Annotated in this window: 13 protein-coding genes and 1 pseudogene; 9 read left to right on the plus strand and 5 right to left on the minus strand. The window is 58.5% G+C overall.

Going from position 1 to position 20479, the window contains the following annotated elements:
• Positions 1-85 precede the first annotated feature (85 nt).
• Complete coding sequence (gene leuA, locus HMPREF2920_RS03720) at positions 86-1903, minus strand: 2-isopropylmalate synthase (protein WP_070559704.1); 1818 nt, start codon at positions 1901-1903, stop codon at positions 86-88.
• 336 nt (positions 1904-2239) lie between these two features.
• Here leuA and HMPREF2920_RS03725 point away from each other — a divergent pair, with 336 nt between their 5' ends.
• Both HMPREF2920_RS03725 and HMPREF2920_RS03730 read left to right on the plus strand, forming a co-directional pair.
• Positions 2240-4873, plus strand: coding sequence for a YhgE/Pip domain-containing protein (locus tag HMPREF2920_RS03725; RefSeq protein ID WP_070854024.1), 2634 nt, complete (start codon positions 2240-2242; stop codon positions 4871-4873).
• Positions 4873-7170 carry a YhgE/Pip domain-containing protein gene (locus HMPREF2920_RS03730; protein WP_070549760.1) on the plus strand — a complete coding sequence of 766 codons (2298 nt, stop codon included), beginning with the start codon at positions 4873-4875 and terminating at the stop codon, positions 7168-7170. The genes HMPREF2920_RS03725 and HMPREF2920_RS03730 overlap by 1 nt, the downstream gene beginning before the upstream one ends.
• Positions 7171-7176: 6 nt before the next feature.
• On the opposite strand, the gene HMPREF2920_RS03735 is transcribed toward HMPREF2920_RS03730, so the two are convergent.
• Together HMPREF2920_RS03735 and HMPREF2920_RS03740 are read right to left on the minus strand one after the other, a co-directional pair.
• On the minus strand, positions 7177-8220 hold the full coding sequence (locus HMPREF2920_RS03735) for a class C sortase (protein WP_016421881.1): 1044 nt from the start codon (positions 8218-8220) through the stop codon (positions 7177-7179).
• Between the two features lie 156 nt (positions 8221-8376).
• On the minus strand, positions 8377-9432 hold the full coding sequence (locus HMPREF2920_RS03740) for a DMT family transporter (protein ID WP_231367167.1): 1056 nt from the start codon (positions 9430-9432) through the stop codon (positions 8377-8379).
• Between the two features lie 445 nt (positions 9433-9877).
• Between HMPREF2920_RS03740 and HMPREF2920_RS03745 the strand changes: the two genes are divergently transcribed.
• From HMPREF2920_RS03745 to HMPREF2920_RS03770, 6 genes are all read left to right on the plus strand, one after another.
• Positions 9878-11143, plus strand: a complete 1266-nt coding sequence (locus tag HMPREF2920_RS03745; protein WP_016421883.1) for an aspartate kinase — start codon at positions 9878-9880, stop codon at positions 11141-11143.
• Positions 11144-11152: 9 nt separating this feature from the next.
• Positions 11153-12193 carry an aspartate-semialdehyde dehydrogenase gene (locus tag HMPREF2920_RS03750; protein WP_016421884.1) on the plus strand — a complete coding sequence of 347 codons (1041 nt, stop codon included), beginning with the start codon at positions 11153-11155 and terminating at the stop codon, positions 12191-12193.
• An 832-nt stretch (positions 12194-13025) separates the two neighbouring features.
• Positions 13026-13982: an iron-siderophore ABC transporter substrate-binding protein gene (locus tag HMPREF2920_RS03755; RefSeq protein WP_049171163.1), complete on the plus strand. Its 957-nt coding sequence runs from the start codon at positions 13026-13028 to the stop codon at positions 13980-13982.
• Positions 13983-14033: 51 nt separating this feature from the next.
• Positions 14034-15029 (plus strand): FecCD family ABC transporter permease, encoded by a 996-nt coding sequence (locus HMPREF2920_RS03760; RefSeq protein WP_167389319.1) that lies wholly within the window; start codon positions 14034-14036, stop codon positions 15027-15029.
• Positions 15026-16078 carry a FecCD family ABC transporter permease gene (locus HMPREF2920_RS03765; RefSeq protein WP_016421887.1) on the plus strand — a complete coding sequence of 351 codons (1053 nt, stop codon included), beginning with the start codon at positions 15026-15028 and terminating at the stop codon, positions 16076-16078. Before HMPREF2920_RS03760 ends, HMPREF2920_RS03765 begins: the two co-directional genes overlap by 4 nt.
• Positions 16075-16869 (plus strand): ABC transporter ATP-binding protein, encoded by a 795-nt coding sequence (locus HMPREF2920_RS03770; protein ID WP_016421888.1) that lies wholly within the window; start codon positions 16075-16077, stop codon positions 16867-16869. The genes HMPREF2920_RS03765 and HMPREF2920_RS03770 overlap by 4 nt, the downstream gene beginning before the upstream one ends.
• Here HMPREF2920_RS03770 and HMPREF2920_RS03775 read toward each other — a convergent pair.
• Both HMPREF2920_RS03775 and HMPREF2920_RS10600 read right to left on the minus strand, forming a co-directional pair.
• Positions 16866-17789, minus strand: a complete 924-nt coding sequence (locus HMPREF2920_RS03775) for a siderophore-interacting protein (protein WP_016421889.1) — start codon at positions 17787-17789, stop codon at positions 16866-16868. The two genes, HMPREF2920_RS03770 and HMPREF2920_RS03775, sit on opposite strands and share 4 nt — an antisense overlap.
• 111 nt (positions 17790-17900) lie before the next feature.
• Positions 17901-19090 (minus strand): annotated as a pseudogene (locus tag HMPREF2920_RS10600) (IS3 family transposase); the annotation flags it as partial.
• Between the two features lie 519 nt (positions 19091-19609).
• On the opposite strand from HMPREF2920_RS10600, the gene HMPREF2920_RS03790 reads away from it, so the two are divergent.
• Positions 19610-20257 (plus strand): hypothetical protein, encoded by a 648-nt coding sequence (locus HMPREF2920_RS03790; protein ID WP_049171148.1) that lies wholly within the window; start codon positions 19610-19612, stop codon positions 20255-20257.
• Positions 20258-20479 lie beyond the last annotated feature (222 nt).

Below are 20479 nucleotides of genomic sequence, written 5' to 3' on the forward strand. Positions count from 1 at the left end.
TATCCATGATGCAATGACCGCCTGACCCTACCGCACAAATTTTGCCACGAAAGTGTCATAAACCTAGTCAGTAACTATGTGGAATTTAAGCCAGTGCGCGGTTGACCGCGCTGGTGACTGCCTTCAGCGATGCGTAGGTGATGGAACCAGCGATGCCGGAGCCCCAGACCTTGGTGCCGTTGACATCTGCGAGGACGTAGGCCGCAGCCTCGGCGTCGTCACCTGCGGTGCGAGCGTGCTGGACGTATTCCTGAACCTCGACGTTGATGCCGAGCTTCTCCAGGGCGTTGGCGTAAGCGGCCAGCGGGCCGTTGCCGACACCCTCGACGGTCTGCTCCTTGCCCTCGTAGACGATGTGAGCCTTGATCTTGGTGGCGTCCGACTCGTTCTGAGGGGCATCGACAGTCAGGGCAATCTGCTCGAGCGGAACCTCGCGGTCCAGGTACTCACCTGCGAAGATGTCCCAAATCGCCTTGGAGTTGACCTCGCCGCCCTCGGCATCGGTGACTGCCTGCACAACGGACGAGAACTCGACCTGCATGGAGCGCGGCAGGTTCATGCCGTGGTCCGTCTTCATGATGTAGGCCACGCCGCCCTTGCCGGACTGGGAGTTCACGCGAATAACGGCCTCGTAAGAACGACCGACGTCCTTCGGGTCGATAGGCAGGTAAGGAACTTCCCAGGTCACCGCGCGCAGGTCCTCGTCGGAAAGCTCCTTGACGGCAGCGCCCGGGCGGACCTTGTCTGCCATTGCGTCGAGGCCCTTGTTCACGGCGTCCTGGTGGGAACCGGAGAAAGCGGTGAAGACCAGGTCGCCGCCGTACGGGTGGCGCTCCGGAACGCGCAGCTGGTTGCAGTACTCGACGGTGCGGCGGATCATATCGATGTCGGAAAAGTCGATTTGCGGGTCGACTCCCTGGGTCAGCATGTTCAGGCCCAGGGTGACCAGGCAGACGTTACCGGTGCGCTCGCCGTTGCCGAAGAGGCAGCCCTCGATGCGGTCGGCGCCGGCCATGTAGCCCAGCTCGGCGGTGGCGATGCCGGTACCGCGGTCGTTGTGCGGGTGCAGCGACAGGATGATGGAGTCGCGGCGGTTGAGGTTGCGGTGCATCCACTCGATGGAGTCTGCGTAGACGTTCGGAGTGATCATCTCCACGGTCGACGGCAGGTTGATGATGATTGGGTTCTCCGGCGTCGGGTCGATGACATCAACCACGGCGTCGACAACTTCCTTGGCGTACTCAACCTCGGTGCCGGTGTAGGACTCCGGCGAGTACTCCCAACGCCAGTTGGTGTCCGGGTAGTCCTTCGCGATGGTCTTAATCAGCTCTGCGGCGTCGGTGGCAATCTTCTTGATTGCGTCCTTGTCCTTACGGAACACAACATCGCGCTGCAGGATCGAGGTGGAGTTGTAGAAGTGAACGATGACGTTCTTAGCGCCGGCACATGCCTCGAAGGTGCGGCGAATCAGGTGCTCGCGAGCCTGAACCAGAACCTGGATGGTGACGTCGTCCGGGATCATGTTCTTCTCAATGATCTCGCGCACGAAGTTGTAGTCAGTCTGGGAAGCGGACGGGAATCCGACCTCAATTTCCTTGTATCCCATCTGGACCAGCAGCTCGAACATGCGGCGCTTGCGCTCCGGGCTCATCGGATCAATCAGTGCCTGGTTGCCGTCGCGCAGGTCGACGGCACACCAAACCGGTGCCTTAGTAATGCGCTTGTCCGGCCAGGTGCGGTCCTTCAGCTGGAAGTCCTGAACTTCCTGGTCGTAAGGCAGGTAGCGGTTGGTTGCCATCTGGGAGTTGCGCTGCTTATTCCAAGCAGGCTGTCCTTCCGGAATCTCGCCAGCAGGAGTGGAGATTACAGAAGGAGCGGAAATAAAAGCGTCGGAAGGAGACATGTTGTGGGCCTTTCTAATTCGGACTTTTCTTGTAGGCCGGCACAACTAACCCCGCGACGGGGAGCCGGCCTTAAACCCAAGCCCCGCCGCGGCATAGAAGCAGTAGTCCGCGTTGCATGTGATGTACCTTACCCCTTTGTTTATATGATTTTCATCATTCGGGGGTTTTAGTGGGGGAAATATGCGCGGGTTTCTGTGCCGTAAGAGTTCTGCGTCGTTAGGGGCTGTGCGGTGGGGCTCCGTGCAGTGAAAGGCGTTGCCGACGGCCCCGCCCATCGATAGTTCTAAAACTAGTACCAATGTATTTAGTGGATTAAAGATGATAGCGTCCTTAAGGTGCAAACTAGCTGGTCTATTCTTAAGCGAGACTTGCGCCGTCTCCGCAATAGCCCAAGAGTGTGGGTAATCATCATCGGCGTGATGATCACCCCTGCCTTGTACTCCTGGTTCAACATCCCGGGCTTCTGGGATCCGTACGAGCACACCGAGAACATCGGTGTGGCAATTGTGAATGAGGACAAGGGCGCGAGTTCCTCGGTTACCGGAAGCCTCAATATCGGTAACCAGGTGGTCAAACAACTAAAACAAAATCATGAACTGGGCTGGCAGTTCCCCGATGCCGAGAAGGCAGACCGAGACCTAAAGCGCGGCAAGGTCTATGCCGAAATCACCATTCCGCCGAATTTCTCGCAGGAAATGGTTGACCTGATTCAAGGGCAGGGGCATCCAGCAAAGCTGAAATACCGCGCTAACCAGAAGATCAACGCGATCTCGCCGCACATCACGGCGCAGGGCGCGTCCGGTATTGATGGTCAGATTTCCGCTTCCTTTAATAAGGAGATTGCGAAGGCGGTCACCGAGGAGGTTAAGGAAGCTGGCGGCCTGCTGCAGGGGCGGTTCGATGCGGCTCGTCTCAATTCCGCTGACGCTTTCCAGGATGTCGCCGATGCGGTTGCCAATAGCCGCGATGAAGTCGGTGCTATCCAGGAGCAGATTGGCGATCTGCAGCCGACGATTGCGCAGATCAAGAAGACTCTCGGCAGCGTGGACACGGCCCTCGATGACGCCCAGGATGCGTTGACGCAGGTGCAGGCGATTACTGGTGAGCTCAACAACGAGGTCCTGAATTTCTCCGCGGATCTCAACGACGCCTACCTGCAGGGCAGTACCGCCCTGGTAGAGGGCACCGGTAACGCCAACGCCGCGATCGGCGCGATGACTGGCAATCTGCAGGGCGCAATTTCCCGTTCGGATTCCGCGACGGCTGCGGCGGAGGACATCGTCAAGCAGGCGGATCAGGTCATTGGCGGCCTGAATTCCCTGTTGGATGCCAGCCCGCTCAACGGCCCGGATAAACAGGCAATCCAGCGCACAATCGATGCGCTCGACGAGAGCAACGCCACCAATAAAGAGCTGGTGGAGGGTCTGAAGAACGTCTCCGGCTCGGCGCAGGGAACTCTCGACTCCCTCAACGCCACCAGCGAGGCATTGGCGCAGGCCACTAAGGACGGCAAGGCCGCCTCGGATCAGATTCGTCAGGCGTCCCAGGACTCACTCCCGCAGTTGAGCAAGGCGCTTAATCAGCTCAACGCGCGCGTGGGTTCGTACGCGGCGGCGCTTGGCGCGCAAAAGGACACCGTCAAGGAAACGTCCGCGCTTCTCGACGCTACGAGTGGGCAGCTTTCTGCTGCGGATCAGGTCCTCGAGAGCTTCAAGGCCGACCTTGATGGTGTGCGCGATGGCTTGGAAACTGCGCGTCTCGATGTTCTTACCCTGGGCACCACCGAAGAGCGCGAAGCCATGAACATGGTCAACGACCTCGATCCTGAGGGTATCTCGCAGTTCCTGAGCGATCCGGCTGAGGTTAAGACCGAGGCCGTGTTCCCGGTGGATCACTACGGCTCGGGTATGGCGGCGCTGTTTACCAACCTGTCGTTGTGGATTGGTGCGTTCATTCTGATTGTGATTTTCCGCGTGGAAGTCGACGCGGAAGGTTTCAAGGAAATCACGGTGGGCCAGGCGTACATGGGCCGCACATTGCTGCTGGGCATCATCGCTACTTTCCAGGCGCTGATTGTCTCTATCGGTGACATCGTCATTGGTGTGCAGCATGTCAGCGCGGTTGCGTTCGTCCTCACCTGTGTCGTGGTGGAGTTGTGTTATCTCGCCATTATTTACAGTTTGGTGTCGGCGTTTGGCCACGTGGGACGTGGTATTGCCGTAGTGCTCGCGTTTATTCAGATTCCTGGCGCCGCCGGTCTCTATCCAATTGAGATGACCCCGGACTTCTTCCAGGCGCTGAATCCGTTCTTGCCGTTGACCTACGGCATTGATGCTCTCCGCGAGACCATTGGTGGTTTTTACTCCAATTACTACCTGAAGAACATGCTCACCTTGATGGCCATGGCAGTGGTCGCCTACGTGGTCGGTTACTGGCTGCGCCGCAGCCTGTCCTCGGTCAATGTCTTGGTTAACCACCAGCTTGAAGAGGGCGGACTGGTCAACAACGAAGAAGTCCACCTGGTCGGTAGCGGATACAAGCTCAGTGACCTCGTCTTTGCGCTGCGTAACCGCGAGGAGTACCAATCGCGAGTCGACGAGCGGATGGAGAATCTGCGTGGCAGCTACGCGCTGTTCATGCGCATTGCCGTTGGTGTCTCGTTGGCCGCCCTGGTGGTGCTGGGTATTTTGGCCCGTAACTACCCGGATCAGAAGGCCCTGTTCTTCGGTCTGGCTTGCCTGTTTGTGCTGCTCTGCCTCGCCTACATCGCGGTGCGCGAGTACGTCAAGCAGTCTGTGATTCACGCCCAGGAGCTCAGCGAGCTGTCGGAGGAGGAGCTGCGCGCCTACATGGAGCACCAAACTTCCCATCCGCATGCGTACTCGCTGGAAAATGCTGGTGATTCGGTTGAGCCACAGGCGAAGGTGTCGTCGGCAAGCGTGAAGACTTCCTCAGAAGGTGAAGCCTAATGAGAAACGTTCTTGAAATTGTGCGGAATGACTTTCGGGTAATCCGCCAGAACACGATGACCGGCATCATGGTTTTCGGTCTGGTGCTGATTCCGCTGCTGTTCACCTGCTTTAACGTGCTGGCCAGCTGGGAGCCGTTTGAGAACACCGAAAAGCTGAAGATTGCGGTCGCCAGTAATGACCGTGGTCATCGCACGGATATCGGTGCGATTGACGTGAACTTGGGCAATGAGGTGCTGTCGAAGCTGAGCCGTAATCACGACATCGACTGGCAGATTACGGATTCTGAGGACGCCATCGACGGCACTAAGTCCGGTGACTACTACGCGGCAATCGTGCTTCCGGAGAACTTCAGTACCGAACTGATGACCTTCTACGTCCGAGGCACCAAGGCGCCTAAGCTGACGCTCTATACGAATGAGAAGAAGAACGCGCTTTCGTCAATCATTACGAGTAAGGGCGCGAGTGGCGTTATTCAGGAGATTGACAAGAACTTCACGCAGGTCGTCGCCAGTGTTGGGCTGGGCGTGATCACCTCGCTGGATGAGTATCTAAACACCTCCGACTCCAAGCAGGCACTGACGCGCGTGCAAAACCGCGTTGATGACACCGCCGCGCGGCTGCGCTCCGGTGCGCAGACTGCTCGTTCGCTGTCCACGCTGGTGGAGACCACCGTGCCGCTGGTGGAGACCGCGGATTCCATTTTGGAAAACGCTGGTGCGCGGATGGACATTCTGCGCAATGGTTCGGGTGACGGCAACGTCGCAGGCGATCTGGAAGCCGCGGTCGGCAATGTTCGCGACTCGGTTAGCACGGCGCTCGACGCAACGCAGTCGAGCTACGAAGGCGTGCGCGACCGCGTCAACGAGCTTGTCGACGGCACCCAGGCCACCAGCGGCGCGACCGCGGATACCTTCGATGCGATGGCGGCCAAATTCGGCCAGCAGGCCGACGGTCTGACTGCGATGCGCGACCGCCTGGAAGACACCGTGGGGGCAGTGGTTCCGGGTGTCGCTAAGCCGGGCTACGACCGCGCGATTTCCGATCTGAACACCTCGATTGCTCGCACCCGTGGGCTGCAGGAGAGTTTCTCCGCCGTGGCGGCGGATTTGCGCGGTGGCCGGGATACGGGATCGTCGATAAGCCAGGCGAAGGACGCTTTCACGGCTGCGATTGCCGCTGTGGAAAATGCCAAAAACTCCTACGAGCAGAACCTGCGCCCGCAGATCGACGCACTGTCGGAGCCGGTGTCGCGTCTGAGCAACGACATCGAGGTCATTGGCGAGGACATTCGCGGCATCCGCGGTACGATTTCCGGCTCGCCGGTGGACACGCTGCGTAAGACCAGCGCCGCCACGATGGGTCTGAGCAACCGTTTTGATGATCTGGCCGCTCGCTTCGACGAGATTCACAACGCGCTGGAAGAGGCGAAGGACACCGGGGACCTCTCGCGAATTGCTGAGGCCGTCGGTGATGACCCAAGTGCCCTGGCAGCGCAGTTGGCCGCGCCGGTGCAGGTCGAGGAAGACCCCGTCTTCCCAGTCCAGAGCTTCGGTGCGGGTATGGCGCCGTTCTATGCGACCCTCGCGCTGTGGATCGGTGCGCTGCTGTCGTCGGTGCTGATCCGCACCACGGTCCGTAGCCGCGGCGGTCAGAAGGTCGGCGATGATGAGGCCGAGAATGTGGTCAGCGATGCAGTCGATGATGCGCAGGGCGATGCAGCCAGCGATGAAATCGACGAGCCGACCAGTGACGCACAAATCAACGCTGCGCAGGCCGATGACTACACCCGCGTCGAGAAGTACTTCGGCCGGTTCGCCACCTTCGCCAGCGTGGGCCTGGTTCAGTCCACACTGATGGTGTTGGGACTCCAGGTGTACGTGGGCATCGAGCCCGCGCACCGATTCCTGATGCTGCTGGCCGGCTGGGTGATTTCGCTGGTGTTTATGATGATCGTCTTCTCGTTCGTCTTCACCTTCGACAACGCCGGCAAGGCCATCTGCGTGCTGTTGCTGGTGATGCAGGTCTCGGCCGCAGGTGGCGCGTATCCGCTGCCGCTGGTGCCACAGTGGGTCCAGAACATTAGCCCTTGGCTGCCGGGTACCTACGCGATCGATATGTTCCGCAGCTCCATCGCCGGTATCTATGAGGCAGACTACTGGAAGCTGATGTTCATGTTGGCGCTGTTCATCATCCCGTCGCTGATTCTGGCGCTGGGCCTTCAGCGCATCTTTGAAAAGGGAATCAACGAGATCAAGAACGCAATCGAGGAGACGAAGGTGATGGCGACTTCGTAAGGGGGCCTAATCCTCCGCCTCGTCATTCTCTGTCTCGTCGCTCTCGCGCTCGGCTTCCGGCTCGCCCTTGCCGTCGCGCGAGAGCTTCCGCAGCCACCAAATCAGCAGCGCAATGATCACCGCCGCTGCTGCCAGGATGGCCCACATCCACCACTGCCACTGCGAACCGCTGCCGTCGAACACGGACTCCTCGTCAGGATCCATCGGCACCTGATGCCCCGTCACCAGCAGTCGGTGCGTGTTAATGCCGTAAGGCGTGCACGTAATCAGGGTGATCAGGTCTTCTCCGGGGACGCGTCGTAAAGCATCGGTTTCATCCGGCTTTACGACGGCTACGTCGTGGACCTCATACTTCAACTTGTGACCCGCGACTGCGATGTAGAACGCGTCGCCCTTCTTGACCTTGTCGAGGTTGTCCCACAGCGTCGCATTTTGCAGACCCGTATGCGCCGACAGCGACGCGTGACGACCTTCACCCTCGCCCACTCCGCCGACCGGGAAGTCGGTGCCGTAGAGGTGACCGACACCGCGCGAGAGCGACTTTTCCGACGTGCCGTGGAAAATGGGCAGGTCAGAGTTGATGGACGGGATGACGATGCGGCCGAGCGCGTCGGTCTCGCCAAGCACGTCGAGGTAGTGGCGGTAGCGCTGGTACTCCGGGGAAGACTCGTCATCGGAGGTGGTCCAGGCGTCGCCGGGATTGACCTCGCCGAGGCTGGCGTTGTACTCGTGGGCCTCATTCCAGGCGGTGTCCAAGACCTCAGGAGGAGCGGATTTCTCCAGCTTGGAGTATTCATCTGCGGCGCGGGCCTGCAGGAAGTTGTTCCACTGCGTTGCGACAACCGGGTACAGCAGCACTCCCAAACCACCAATGATCAACAGCAGGGCGATGATGGTGTTCGAGTTGAGCTTCTTGCCTTTTTGGGGCTTTGCTTGGGTTTTGGATGCGGCGCTGGCGTTAGTATCGTTTGCGCGTTCGGACTTCCGCTTAGATGTCGGTTTAGATGCCCGCTTGGAAGTTGCCCGCTTGGAATGGGAATGACGCCCCATCGAGTCCTACCTTTGGTGACCTTGTGCATAGCGGCCACGGGTCTTTCTCACCAGGGACAGTTCCCGGGCAGGGATAGCCAGGCCGACAAATCGCTAACGACTTAATAAGTGCACATACCAATTTAGGTCATGCAACCCGGGAGAGCTGAACTCTACTCACCGTGCTGTGGCATCGGTGGAATCTGTGGTGGTGTTTGCGGTGCTTGTGGTGTCGGTGTCTGCGGTGTTTGCGATGCTTGGGGCGTCGGTGGTCGCGGTGTCTGCGGTGTTTTCGGTGCTTGGGGCGCTTGTGGCGCTTGTGGAGGTCGCCTCTGCCGGCCGAGCCGCCAGGGCAATAGTGGCAGAAATCATGGTCACCAGTGCGATAAACAGCGCCACCCACTGCACACCAACTGCCTGGAAGCGTTCACCAAGAACGATGTATCCCAAGCTGAAGGCAACAATCGGCTCCACGACGGTCATAGCTGGTAGCGAAGCCTGCAACGGTCCCGCGTTAAAAGCCGCCTGCTGCAGGCCGACGCCAATAACCGCCAGTGCCACCAGCAGCCAGAGTTCCCAGGAGAGCAGGAGCTGGACGAGTCCGTCGTTGACATAGGTATCGACCACCGACTTAGACAGCAACGCGACGAAGCCGTACAGCCAGCCGGTTGCCGTGCCGAGCAGTAGGGCCTTCGGGTTCTGGCGCAGCACTCCGCGCTGTTTGGTGTCTGAGCCGCCGCCGGCGCCGGTGCCGGTGTTGGGCCACTGAACTGCAGCGGCGTAAAGCCCGCAGGTGACCACGCCACCGACGGCGAGAGCCCATCCCCACAGGTAGGTGGGGATATCGGTGGAGCCGGCAGTCGGCTTGCCGAGCAACACCAGCGTCGCCACCGCAAAAGTAAGCGCCACGGACCAGATCATCTCTGACCGCGAAATCCGCCGACCGTTGACCTTCGCTGCCAGCGGGAGCGTGAGCATCAGCTTCATGACCAGCAACGGCTGCACCAGGAGCAACGTGCCGAATGCCAACGCCGTGACCTGAAATACATACCCGGCAATCGCCAGGCCCGAGCCCAGCCACCAGCGCGGCAGCTTCAGGGTCTTCGCCACTCCGCGAAGTGTGCTGGTGCCCTCTTCCAGTGTTCCGGAGAGGTTGTGGCGGATGACGGTTCCCCACGCGATGCTGAGTGCGGACAGCAGTGCCAGTATCGCTGCGAGAAGGTCATTGTTCACGTAGGAGATGCTAGGCACGCAACACTTGTCATGTCCACTTCGCAGGGGTTGGGCGGGGCAGTGCTTGGTGCCCGCAGCGCCTCGGGAATTAGCTGGTTCGGCCAAGAAGCTGACTGAGCCCGGAGTGGAGCTGGCTGAGCCCGGAGTTCTTGGCACAGTACCGAGAGTTACTGACTAGGTTTATGTCAGTTTTGACAAGTTTCAGGGCATATTTTTGTCATAAACTTAGTCAGTTTCACATTTGCAGCCCGCAGCAGCGTCCGATCCGCACCCAACCCATGCCCAATAACCCCGCAACCCCTACGCAACCCGATCCAAACCCTCCACGCAACCCCCACAAGCTACGTTTTGGTAACCCACTATGTAATTACGAATGCAACTCAAGTAAATTGAGTCAATAATAGTTACTTGCATATAGTTGCCTAGTTTTTGGAGGTTGCCGACCATGGCACTGGTTGTGCAGAAGTACGGTGGTTCATCCCTGGAGAGCGCCGAACGCATTCGTCGTGTTGCAGAACGAATTGTGGAAACCAAAAAGCAGGGCAATGACGTCGTGGTTGTCTGCTCGGCAATGGGCGACACCACCGATGAGCTTCTGGACCTCGCTGAGCAGGTCAACCCGGTCCCGCCGGGACGCGAGATGGATATGCTCCTGACCGCCGGTGAGCGTATTTCTAATGCACTGGTCGCTATGGCGATTGCAAGCCTCGGCGCCTCGGCTCGGTCTTTCACCGGTTCACAGGCTGGCGTGATTACCACGGAGCGCCACGGTAACGCCCGCATTGTCGAGGTCACTCCGGGCCGTGTCCGTGAGGCTCTCGATGAGGGCCATATCTGCCTAGTGGCCGGTTTCCAGGGTGTAAACCGCGAGACCAAGGACGTCACTACGCTGGGCCGTGGTGGCTCGGATACCACTGCGGTTGCCCTCGCGGCAGCCCTAGAGGCGGACGTCTGCGAGATTTACTCCGACGTGGACGGCGTGTACACCGCGGATCCGCGCATTGTGCCGGATGCCCAGCGTTTGGACAACATTTCCTTCGAGGAGATGTTGGAGATGGCCGCGGTTGGCGCGAAGATTTTGCAGCTGCGAAGTGTCGAATACGCCCGTGCGTTTAATGTCCCGTTGCGTGTGCGTTCGTCGTATAGCAATGAACTTGGCACCCTTGTTGATGGATCGATGGAGGATATTCCTATGGAAGAAGCAGTGTTGACCGGTGTGGCGCATGACCGCTCCGAGGCGAAGGTGACCGTGCTGGGCATTCCGGATGATCCGGGCCAGGCGGCGAAGATGTTCCGTGCTGTTGCGGATGCGGAGATCAACATCGATATGGTGCTGCAGAACGTCTCCACCGTCGCGGATAACCGCACTGACATTACTTTCACGTGCCCGCGCGAGGATGCTCCGAAGGCGATGGCGTTGCTGAAGAAGCTGCAGGCTGACAACGACTGGAAGGACGTGCTTTACGACGATCACGTGGGCAAGGTCTCCTTGGTCGGTGCTGGCATGAAGTCCCACCCGGGTGTGACTGCGACGTTCTGTGAGGCGCTCGCTGATGAGGGTGTGAATATCGATCTGATTTCCACTTCTGAGATTCGTATCTCGGTGCTGGTTAATGACCAGGATGTCGACAAGTCTGTGAAGGCCCTGCACGACGCTTTCAATCTCGGTGGAGACACTGAGGCTGTTGTTTACGCTGGTACGGGACGTTAAGGAGTTTTCATGACCACGATTGCTGTTGTTGGTGCCACTGGCCAGGTTGGTCGTGTGATGCGCACTCTTCTGGCGGAGCGTAATTTCCCGGCCGATAAGGTTCGTTTTTTCGCTTCTGCTCGTAGTGCGGGCAAGGAGTTGGAGTTCCGCGGCGAGAAGATTGTTGTCGAGGATGTCGCGGCTACTTCTGACGAGGATCTGAAGGGCATTGATGTCGCGGTGTTCTCCGCTGGCGGCACGCTGTCGAAGGAGCAGGCTCCGCGTTTTGCGGCTGCTGGCGCTGTTGTTGTTGATAACTCGTCGGCGTGGCGTAAGGATCCGGAGGTCCCGTTGGTGGTCTCCGAGGTCAACCCGGATGCTTTGCAGGACATCCCGAAGGGCATTGTCGCGAATCCGAATTGCACCACCATGGCCGCGATGCCGGTTCTCAAGCCGCTTCACGACGAGGCCGGGTTGCAGCGTCTGCGTGTGTCCTCCTATCAGGCGGTCTCGGGTTCGGGCCTTGCTGGTGTGAATACTCTGGCTGGCCAGGTGCGCGAGAACGTCGACAACCTGGAGAAGCTGACCACTGATGGTTCGGCTCTGGTTGCGGAGGACTTTGGTCCGTATGTCGCCCCGATTGCTTTCAACGCGCTGCCGGTGGCTGGAAACTTTGTTGATGACGGTTCACTGGAGACTGATGAGGAGCAGAAGCTCCGCAATGAGTCCCGCAAGATTCTGTCTATCCCTGAGCTGGCTGTTGCTGGTACTTGTGTGCGCGTTCCGGTGTTCACTGGCCACACGCTGGTGATTCACGCTGAGTTTGAGAATGCTCTGTCCGTAGAGAAGGCAACCGAACTGCTGGAGTCCGCGCCGGGCGTGAAGGTCGTCGACGTTCCGAATCCGCTTGCCGCCGCTGGTGTGGATGAGTCCCTGGTGGGTCGTATCCGTGTCGATCAGTCGGTTCCGGAGGGGCGTGGCCTGGTGCTGGTTGTCTCTGGCGACAATCTGCGTAAGGGCGCTGCTCTGAATACCATCCAGATTGCGGAGTTGTTGGTCGCTGACCAGTAGTTGAGCGCAGTACTTAAAAGCGCAAAAAGTTAAGCCTCGGCACTTAGCGAACTTCGTGCTCTCAATGGCAACTACTCCCCACTAGTCGGTAACTGATTTCTCAGTCCAACTAATGGGGAGCAGTTCACATTTGTTGCGGTAGGGGGCCTATTTTTTCTTATTGACGCCCACGCTTTCCGCTTGGCTGCAGCGCCAGCGGAATGTGAGATTGTGCGAGCGCAGTGCTGGGGGGGGGATTGCGTCACGGGAGGCGCCGGCGCCCTATTTGGCGGCGTGAGGATGTGCAGATGTCGCTAGACCGGGAATGCGTGGCCGACGGCGCCGTTTTTGGGGCGCTAGCAGGGGTGAATGTCGCTAGACCGGGAATGCGTTAAAGACACTGATTTGCAGCTCCGCAAAACTGCAGGTCAGGGAATTGTCGCAAAATTCGGAGGCGCGCCTGTGCTGACAGATTCCCGTTCTAGCGACATTTCGACCTTCGAAGTGCAACTTTTCCGACAGTTGGTGCCACGAGTTGCAATAGCGCGAGCATCTCGGCACTGAGAGCCAGGGTGGCTAGGGTGGCCAGGGCGGTGACAGTGGCCAGAGTGGCTAGGGTGGCCAGAGTGGCGTCGGGTGGCCAGCGTGGCGACGGTGGCCAGGGCGGCGATGGAGTCGGTAGCGGCCGAGCGGGAAGCGGACTAACTTAGGGCAGCCTGTTGTGTGGTTAGCCTTACCTGTGTAATATAGACCCGATTACTGTGTTGGCCGTAGCCGAAAGAGGCCATCAGTCTCTTGGGGCTACGGGTACTTTACAGCGTCTCAAAGAGTTCCTTACACGTTAGGCTTTCACATGTTTCGAAACAATTCGCTGACCCGTCGAGCGGCGCTGAAGACCGCCGCTGTCTTGGCAGCATCCACTCTTGTTCTGTCTGGTTGCTCCCGAGGCGACGACGCGGCGGCGTCAAAAAATGAGGGCACCGGGGATGAGCGCATCGCCGCAGTTGGCCTGGGAGACAGCGATACCTTGCTCGCTCTAGGCATCCAACCAGTCCTCGTAGCGCCCTGGGGTGCTGAGGGAGATGTTGATGCGTCTGGCGTCGGCCCATGGGCTACCGAAAAGCTCGGCGACAACAAGCCTGAAGTGGTTTACGGTACTGCCAACGGATTCACTGCTGAAATCCTGGAGAAGATCTCCGCCGCTAATCCGGACAAGATCATTGCGGTGAACTCTGCCGTAGACGCGCAGGCGAAGAAGGCGCTTAATGACATCGCCCCAACCACCGTTAAGCCAGACGGTGCCACGGACTGGCAGATCCCCTGGCGGGATCAGGTCAACCAGATCGCCGGCGCTGTAGACAAGCAAGAAGAAGGCGACAAACTCGTCGAAGAAACGCAGAAGGCCTTCGATGATTTCCAACAGCAGCACCCTGAGCTCAAAGGCAAGCGTGCGGCTATCGTCATGCCTTATCAGGGAAAGATCGGCCTGTACACCTCCGGTGACGGTCGCGGGCAGTTTATCAAGAGTCTGGGCTTCGAGATCCCGAAGGAGCTCGAAGGTAACGGGGGCGAGTTCTACCGCGACATCGCACCTGAGAACTACAGCGACCTCAACAACGTCGATTACCTCTTCATCCTTGATTACCAGGGTGCCGCCGATACCTTGAAGAAGGATCCAACATTCAGCAAGCTGGACGTTGTTCGCGAAGGCAAGGTCCGCTGGATGGACGAAAACGTGGGCAATGCAATGAGTATGCCGAACCCATTGACCATCCCCTGGGCAGTCGACAAGTTCTCTGACGCAATTTAATTGAAAGTGTCCGTTTCAAGAACTCGACATTCTTTGGTGTTTTCCCGGCGTTTGCTTACTTCGGCCGCACTCGTTGGCTTGGCTTTGCTGCTGCTTGCCTCCCTGTACTTGGGTTCCAAAGATCTTTCCATTGGCGAAGTGACCAGCATCCTCATGCATGGTCCGCACCCATCTACGCAATCCGGCATCATTTGGGACTTGCGCGTTCCGCGCACCCTCTTGGCTGTGATCACAGGCGCAGCCCTGGCTATGGCGGGTGCCATTGCTCAGAGCTGGACCCGCAACCCCCTGGCAGATCCCGGCATTATCGGCGTGAACGCTGGAGCAAGTTTCGCAGTCGCTGCGGCACTGACCTTGGGCTGGGCAACGACGGTCGGGGAGCGGACACTTGTAGGGCTCGTCGGGGCGGCCGTCGCTGCCTCAATCGTGCTGTTGATTTCCCGCGTATCGCGTAACCCGCTAACTCTGGTACTCGTGGGCGTGGGAGTTACCTTCGCCCTGCAAGCGGCCACGAATATGCTGAGCCTCTATTCTTCCGACACCCTGGAAGGGCTCCGCCGCTGGACCGTTGGCTCTACAGCTGGGCGGGGTATGGAAGACGTGGCCTTAGCTGCTTTAGGTCTAGCACTAGGTGCTCTATGTGGTGCGCTTGCAGCACGCCCGCTGGATCTACTTGCGATGGGAGAGGACTCCGCCCGTTCCCTTGGCAGCTCGCCCACGAGAACCCGCTTGTTGGCTGCCGCAGCGGTGATCATCCTCGCCGGCTCGGCGACAGCCACTGTGGGGCTTGTGACATTCGTGGGCTTCGCCGTGCCACACCTACTACGCCCGTTTACCGGCCCGTCCCTGACTCGCCTCTTGCTGCCGACCGGCATTGTTGGTGGCGCGGCTGTGTTGCTAGCCGATATTGTGGGCCGCTTCGTCCTGCAGCCTAACGAGCTGGAAATGTCCATTGTCTTAGCTATTGTCGGTGCCCCAGTGATGATTCTGGCGGTGCGACGTAAGAAGAGTTCACCGACCTCGAATGACTCGGAGCTGACGATATGAGCGATATGACGTCTATCCGTAGTATTAAGCGTTCACGAAGCAGACGCGTCCTGGCGGCTTCGGCAGGGTTCGCCCTCATAGCGGCTCTTTGTTACTGCTTAATCCTGGGGCAAGGAGCGGTGAAGCTCAGCCCGATGGAAGTCATCGAGGTTCTCACCGGTGGGGGCACACAGCAAGCAATCAACGTGGTGTGGGATCTCCGCCTGCCTGTAGCAATCGCTACCGTTCTGGTCGGCGCGGCTCTAGGGCTGGCAGGTGCGTGGACTCAGACCATGGCCCGCAATCCGCTGGCCAGCCCGGACATTCTCGGTGTATCCGGCGGCGCGGCGGTTTTGGTTGTGGCGGGCACCGTAGTTACCCGCCCTGCATGGAGTGAGGGGGTGCCGACGTTCTGGTGGCGTGCTGCACTCGCTTTGCTTGGCGCACTAGTGATCGTTGGTTTGCTCGTTCTACTCGGTGGCTTCGGGACGTCGCAGCGCGTAGTGGTCATCGGCCTGGCACTGTCTTTCCTCACGCAGTCTTTAGTGCAGTATCTCCTGCTCCGGGCTGACTTAACTCGTGCCACGGATGCCCAAACTTGGCTCGCTGGGTCTACCGGCTTTGTGCGTATGGAAGCTTTGTTTCCTATGGTGTTGGGCCTGTTGCCCTTCGTAGTTTTAGGCCTTTGTGTTACGCGCGATGTCCCTCTTCTTTCTCATGATGACGCCACCGCGTCCACACTTGGGGTAAATGTCACGAGGGTGCGCGCTATTTTGCTCATTGCCGCAACGGGCATTGTCGCGGTGGTGGTTTCCTTTGTCGGCCCAATTGGATTCGTGGCACTATTGGCTCCTCAGCTGGCCAAGCTGGTGGCCGGAACGCCCACGCCCCATCCGTTGTGCTCTACTTTTGCAGGCGCTGCTCTATTAGCTGCGTGCGCCGTCGTGGCGGGCGCACTGCCATTTACATCCCCTGTGGGTTTGGTTACCGCCATCATCGGTGGCCCCGCGTTGGTGTTGCTTGTGTGGTTGGCGGCCCGTCGCGGAACTCTGAAAGGAATGGTTCAATGAACGTTCAAGTTGATCACGTCACCGTGGGCTACAACGACGGCCCAAGCATTGTTAAGGACGTGTCTTTCACTGCAGAGCCCGGGAAGGTCACCACGCTCTTAGGCCCCAATGGTTGTGGCAAGTCGACGTTGCTCAAGACGCTTTCTCGGCTGCTTGCTCCCGCCGAAGGACGGGTTCTTGTAGAGAAAAAGGACGTGCATAGTTTGCGGTCGCGCGAAGCCGCCCAACTAATTGCGCTTTTGCCACAACACCCGCTGTGTCCGGCGGGATTGACCGTTGGAGAACTTGTGGAGCGCGGACGGCACCCTTATCGTCGATCGCTCTGGGGTGGGGGAGCGACGGCGTCAGAAGATAAAGAAAAAGTGCGCGAGGCGCTGAAGAAGACGAAGGTTGACCATCTTGTTGCCCGCGACGTGGCGGAGCTTTCTGGCGGCCAGCGGCAGCGGGTCTGGATGGCGATGGTGTTGGCGCAGGATACGCCAATTGTGCTGTTGGACGAACCGACTACCTACCTAGATCCGGCACATGCGATAGAGATTCTAAGTATCGTGCGGGAGCTCGCTCAAGAGGGCAAGACGGTGATTACCGTACTTCATGATCTTGGCCTGGCGGGAGCTTTTAGCGACGAGATGATCGTCATGAAGGAAGGGGAAAAGATCGCCGAGGGTTCTCCAAAGGAGGCTCTGACGGTGGATGTGTTGCGCGAGGCATATGGCCTGAATGCCGAGGTGTGGGAAGATCCCCGCGGTATGGCTCCGATTATTGTGCCGCGAGGGATTGTGGCTAATTAAGGCCGTGCCCTGCCTAGGAACCAATAGGGGCACCACTGCACGGATTCGCTATTGAGGCCCCAGGTGTGAATTGCGTGGCGCCGTACTTCCTTGCAGAGCTGTCCTTCACCCGCGACCCAGACGTACTTCGACTGTGTTGCGGGGTGTTCGGCACGGTCCAGTTGCTGTAGGTGGGACATCACTGCCGTGCTGAAGTCCGTTGTAGCGCTAAACAGCACTTCTAGGCTGCCCAGCTTGCTCTCCCAGTCGGCGACGAGGGATGGCTCGAGGTCACCATGGTTCTCGGCGACCACTACGAGGTGTATGTCGCGCAACTGTTCCGGGGCAAACGCATCCGCGTAATCCAAAATGGCGCGAACGGAAGGTACGGCAGATGGGTCTGCGATAAGTGTTTGTGAACTTTGCGCGCGGTGCCAGAGGCCCTGGCATGTCCAGATGCCTACCTGGTCGCCAACACGAGTTGCAAGAGCCCAGGCGAGCCCTGGTCCGACGTGCTCATCCTTTGGATTTTTGACGCCATGTGTCGCCACGTCGAAAGTTATCTGTCCGCACTCGGGATCGAGTGAGCGTACGGTGTACCAACGTAAATTTGGGCGTTGGGTCTCCGGCATGGCTGTAACGCTTGCGCGGATATTGGCGCCACCTCCGTGGAGGGGTAAATGGAGATTCTCGCCGGGCTTAGCCGGCATAAAGAGGCCAAAGAATTCGTCCGGGCCGGAAAGCTGAAAGCCGACTAGCTCGGGGGAGCGGATGACAATCCTCTGCAGGTTTTCTGCCGGGGCGCTGACGTCATAAACAGTGGCGCGGATGATTCGATGGTGCGGTTCAGAAGGGGCGGCCAAGAGTAGGTGGTCAGAAAAGGCCGCGCGGTAGGCGGAAGTGTTCGTCGGAGTGTTCAGGGTAACTGGGTTCGAGGTCATAGTGGGAGTTAACTTACCCTTACCTAAAGCAAAAGTGAAAGGGTGAGGGGCAGAAAAAGCCCCGCGGGGATCCGAGGTGAACTGGTCCCCGAAAGTTGGACTGGTTTAACTCTAGGCGGTTAGGGCTTCAAGGGTCTGATTTCGATATTGCATCGGGGTCAGGCCCTTGAGTCGTTGTTGGACGCGTTCGGTGTTGTACCACTGGATGTATTCGTCGATTACTTGGTTGAACTCTGCGACCGTGTCGAAGACTTCTCCGTGGTACATCTCGGTTTTCACGTGGCCGAAGAAGTTCTCCATGACCGCGTTGTCGTAACAGTTGGCTTTACGCGACATCGACTGAACACCGCCGTTGTCGCCGATCAGGTCACGCCACGAGGCATGCTGGTACTGGAAACCTTGATCGGTGTGCATCATCCACCCGGGTTCAGGTGCCCACGCCGCGATCACCTTGGGCAAAGAATCGGTGGTCAACGCTGTCGACGGCGATGTAGCCACAGTGTGGGCAACGATTGAGCGGTCGAACAAGTCCATCACCGGTGACAGGTAGACCTTGCGGCCTGCAACCCTGAACTCGGTGACGTCGCTGACAAAGACGGTATTTGGCTGATCCGGGGTGAATTTGCGGTCAAGCTTGTTGTCGGCAATGTGGCTGATCGTCCCGGTGTAGGAAACATAAGGTCTACGTTGGCGGATCTTGGCTCGCAGCCCCATCTCGCACATGAGTTTGTAGACGAGTTTGTGGTTGACCACCCACCCCTGGTTACGCAGGTCAAGTAGTACTCGTCGGTAGCCGTAGCGATGCTTGTTACGCTCGAAGCTTTCCCGAATCGCTTGCTTGAGCTCGGCGTGCTTATCTGGCTTACTGAGTCGTTTCTGGTGGTAGAAGAACGTCGACCGTGGCATACCTGCTGCCTCTAGGAGGTACTCCAAGCGGTGGTGCGACTTGAGGATGACAATCGCCTGGACTTTCAGGCGCGTCCCTGATTCCTCAAGTCCCGCAATTTTTTTAGATAGGCATTTTCGGCCCGCAACCGTTCGTTTTCGCCACGCAGCTTGTCTTCCTCCGACAGCGGCTTCGGCGTGACCGATCCTTTGGGTCTGCCCTTCGGCTTCGGTTTCAACGCGTCATCGCCGTCTTTGCGCCATTTCCACGACCACCCGCGGACCAGCTGCTGTGATGACAGGCCAAATTCACGTGCAAGATCCATCGCTGTCTCGCCAGCAAGGTGGCGTTGGACAACTTCCTTCTTGATCTCGAACGAGTACTGCTGCTTAGTCGGTTTCTCCACAAGACATAGCCTGCATGCAGCTTAAACCGACGACAGAGCATACGGGCGGCATACTTGGAGACACCAAGGGCATTGGCAGCGGCTGTATAACCCATGCCTTGCTCAAATAGTTCAACCAACTGCTCGCGCTGATATTCACTTAGCGAACTTCGTGCTCTCAATGACAACTACTCCCCACTAGTCGGTAACTGATTTCTCAGTCCAACTAATGGGGAGCAGTTCATTAGGTGCCGAGGCTTTTCTGCTGGAAAAGGCGAGCCTGGTTTGGGGTGACCAAACGGCTAGCAATGTGACCCGTGACATGCGACGTTTGGGCATAAGTGCAGGTTAAATTTTGCCGTTATTCTGTTTCCAATTTCCTGGCTGAAGTGGGTCGAATTTCTATATTGTGACCGTTTTTCATCACCGGTACGGTTTTCGTGTGAGCACGGCAGTGGCCGCAAAGGAGAAGGCGAGAAGCCCTTTACCTTCAGCTCTGGGCATCGCGCCACACCATTTATCTACACTTCATTTTTCTAAAGGATCATCATGGATAACCTGTGCAATATCTGCGAACTGATTTCCTCCTTGCCAGCACCGGCTCCGCTGCCGGTACCTGAGTTCAACGTGAACTTCCCGGAGGGCCCACTGGTTCAGGTCGACTCACTGTTCCCGAACTTCCACTCTCTGACTGAGGGCGGCAACCTGGGTCTGCAGAACGTCGGTGGCGATCAGGACAACGCTCTGCAGAACGTTGGCGGCAACCAGGGTCTCCAGAACGCTGGCGGCGATCAGCTGAACGGCGGAGACCAGATTGGCGGCGACAAGCTGGACAAGGGCGACAAGGTCGGCGGCGACCAGGTTAACGACAAGGGCCAGATTGGTGAGCGTCAGTCCGGTTTCCAGACCGGTGGCCAGGACCAGAGCCTGCAAAACGTCGGTGGCGACCAGGGTCTGCAGAACGGTGGCCAGGAGCAGGGTCTCCAGACTGGCGGTAAGAACCAGAACGGCCTTCAGACTGGCGGCCAGGAGCAGGGCCTGCAGACCGGTGGTAAGAACCAGGGTGGCCTCCAGACTGGCGGCCAGGAGCAGGGTGCCCAGACCGGCGGCAACAACCAGGGTGGCCTGCTGGCCGAGGACGGTGCGGGTGACAACCTGCCAGTCGACCTGGACCTCACCGGTGCAAAGGCTATCTAAGGCCGTTTAAGCTGACTTAGGCACTGCACTACAATGACACTGCGCAGCTATTAGCTCTCGCGGCTATTAATACGTAACAGCGCACGAGCGCCTTCTCACTCCTTGCGGAGTGGGGAGGCGCTTTTTTGTGTTTATAGCTGGCGACGTTGGGTCGATCCGAGTTACTGACTGCGTTTATGTCAAAAATGGCCCGGTAGGTTCAGGCGGTGAATGCATCACCAC

Source organism: Corynebacterium sp. HMSC075F02, assembly GCF_001838335.1.
In the GTDB taxonomy this organism is placed as follows: domain Bacteria; phylum Actinomycetota; class Actinomycetes; order Mycobacteriales; family Mycobacteriaceae; genus Corynebacterium; species Corynebacterium jeikeium_D.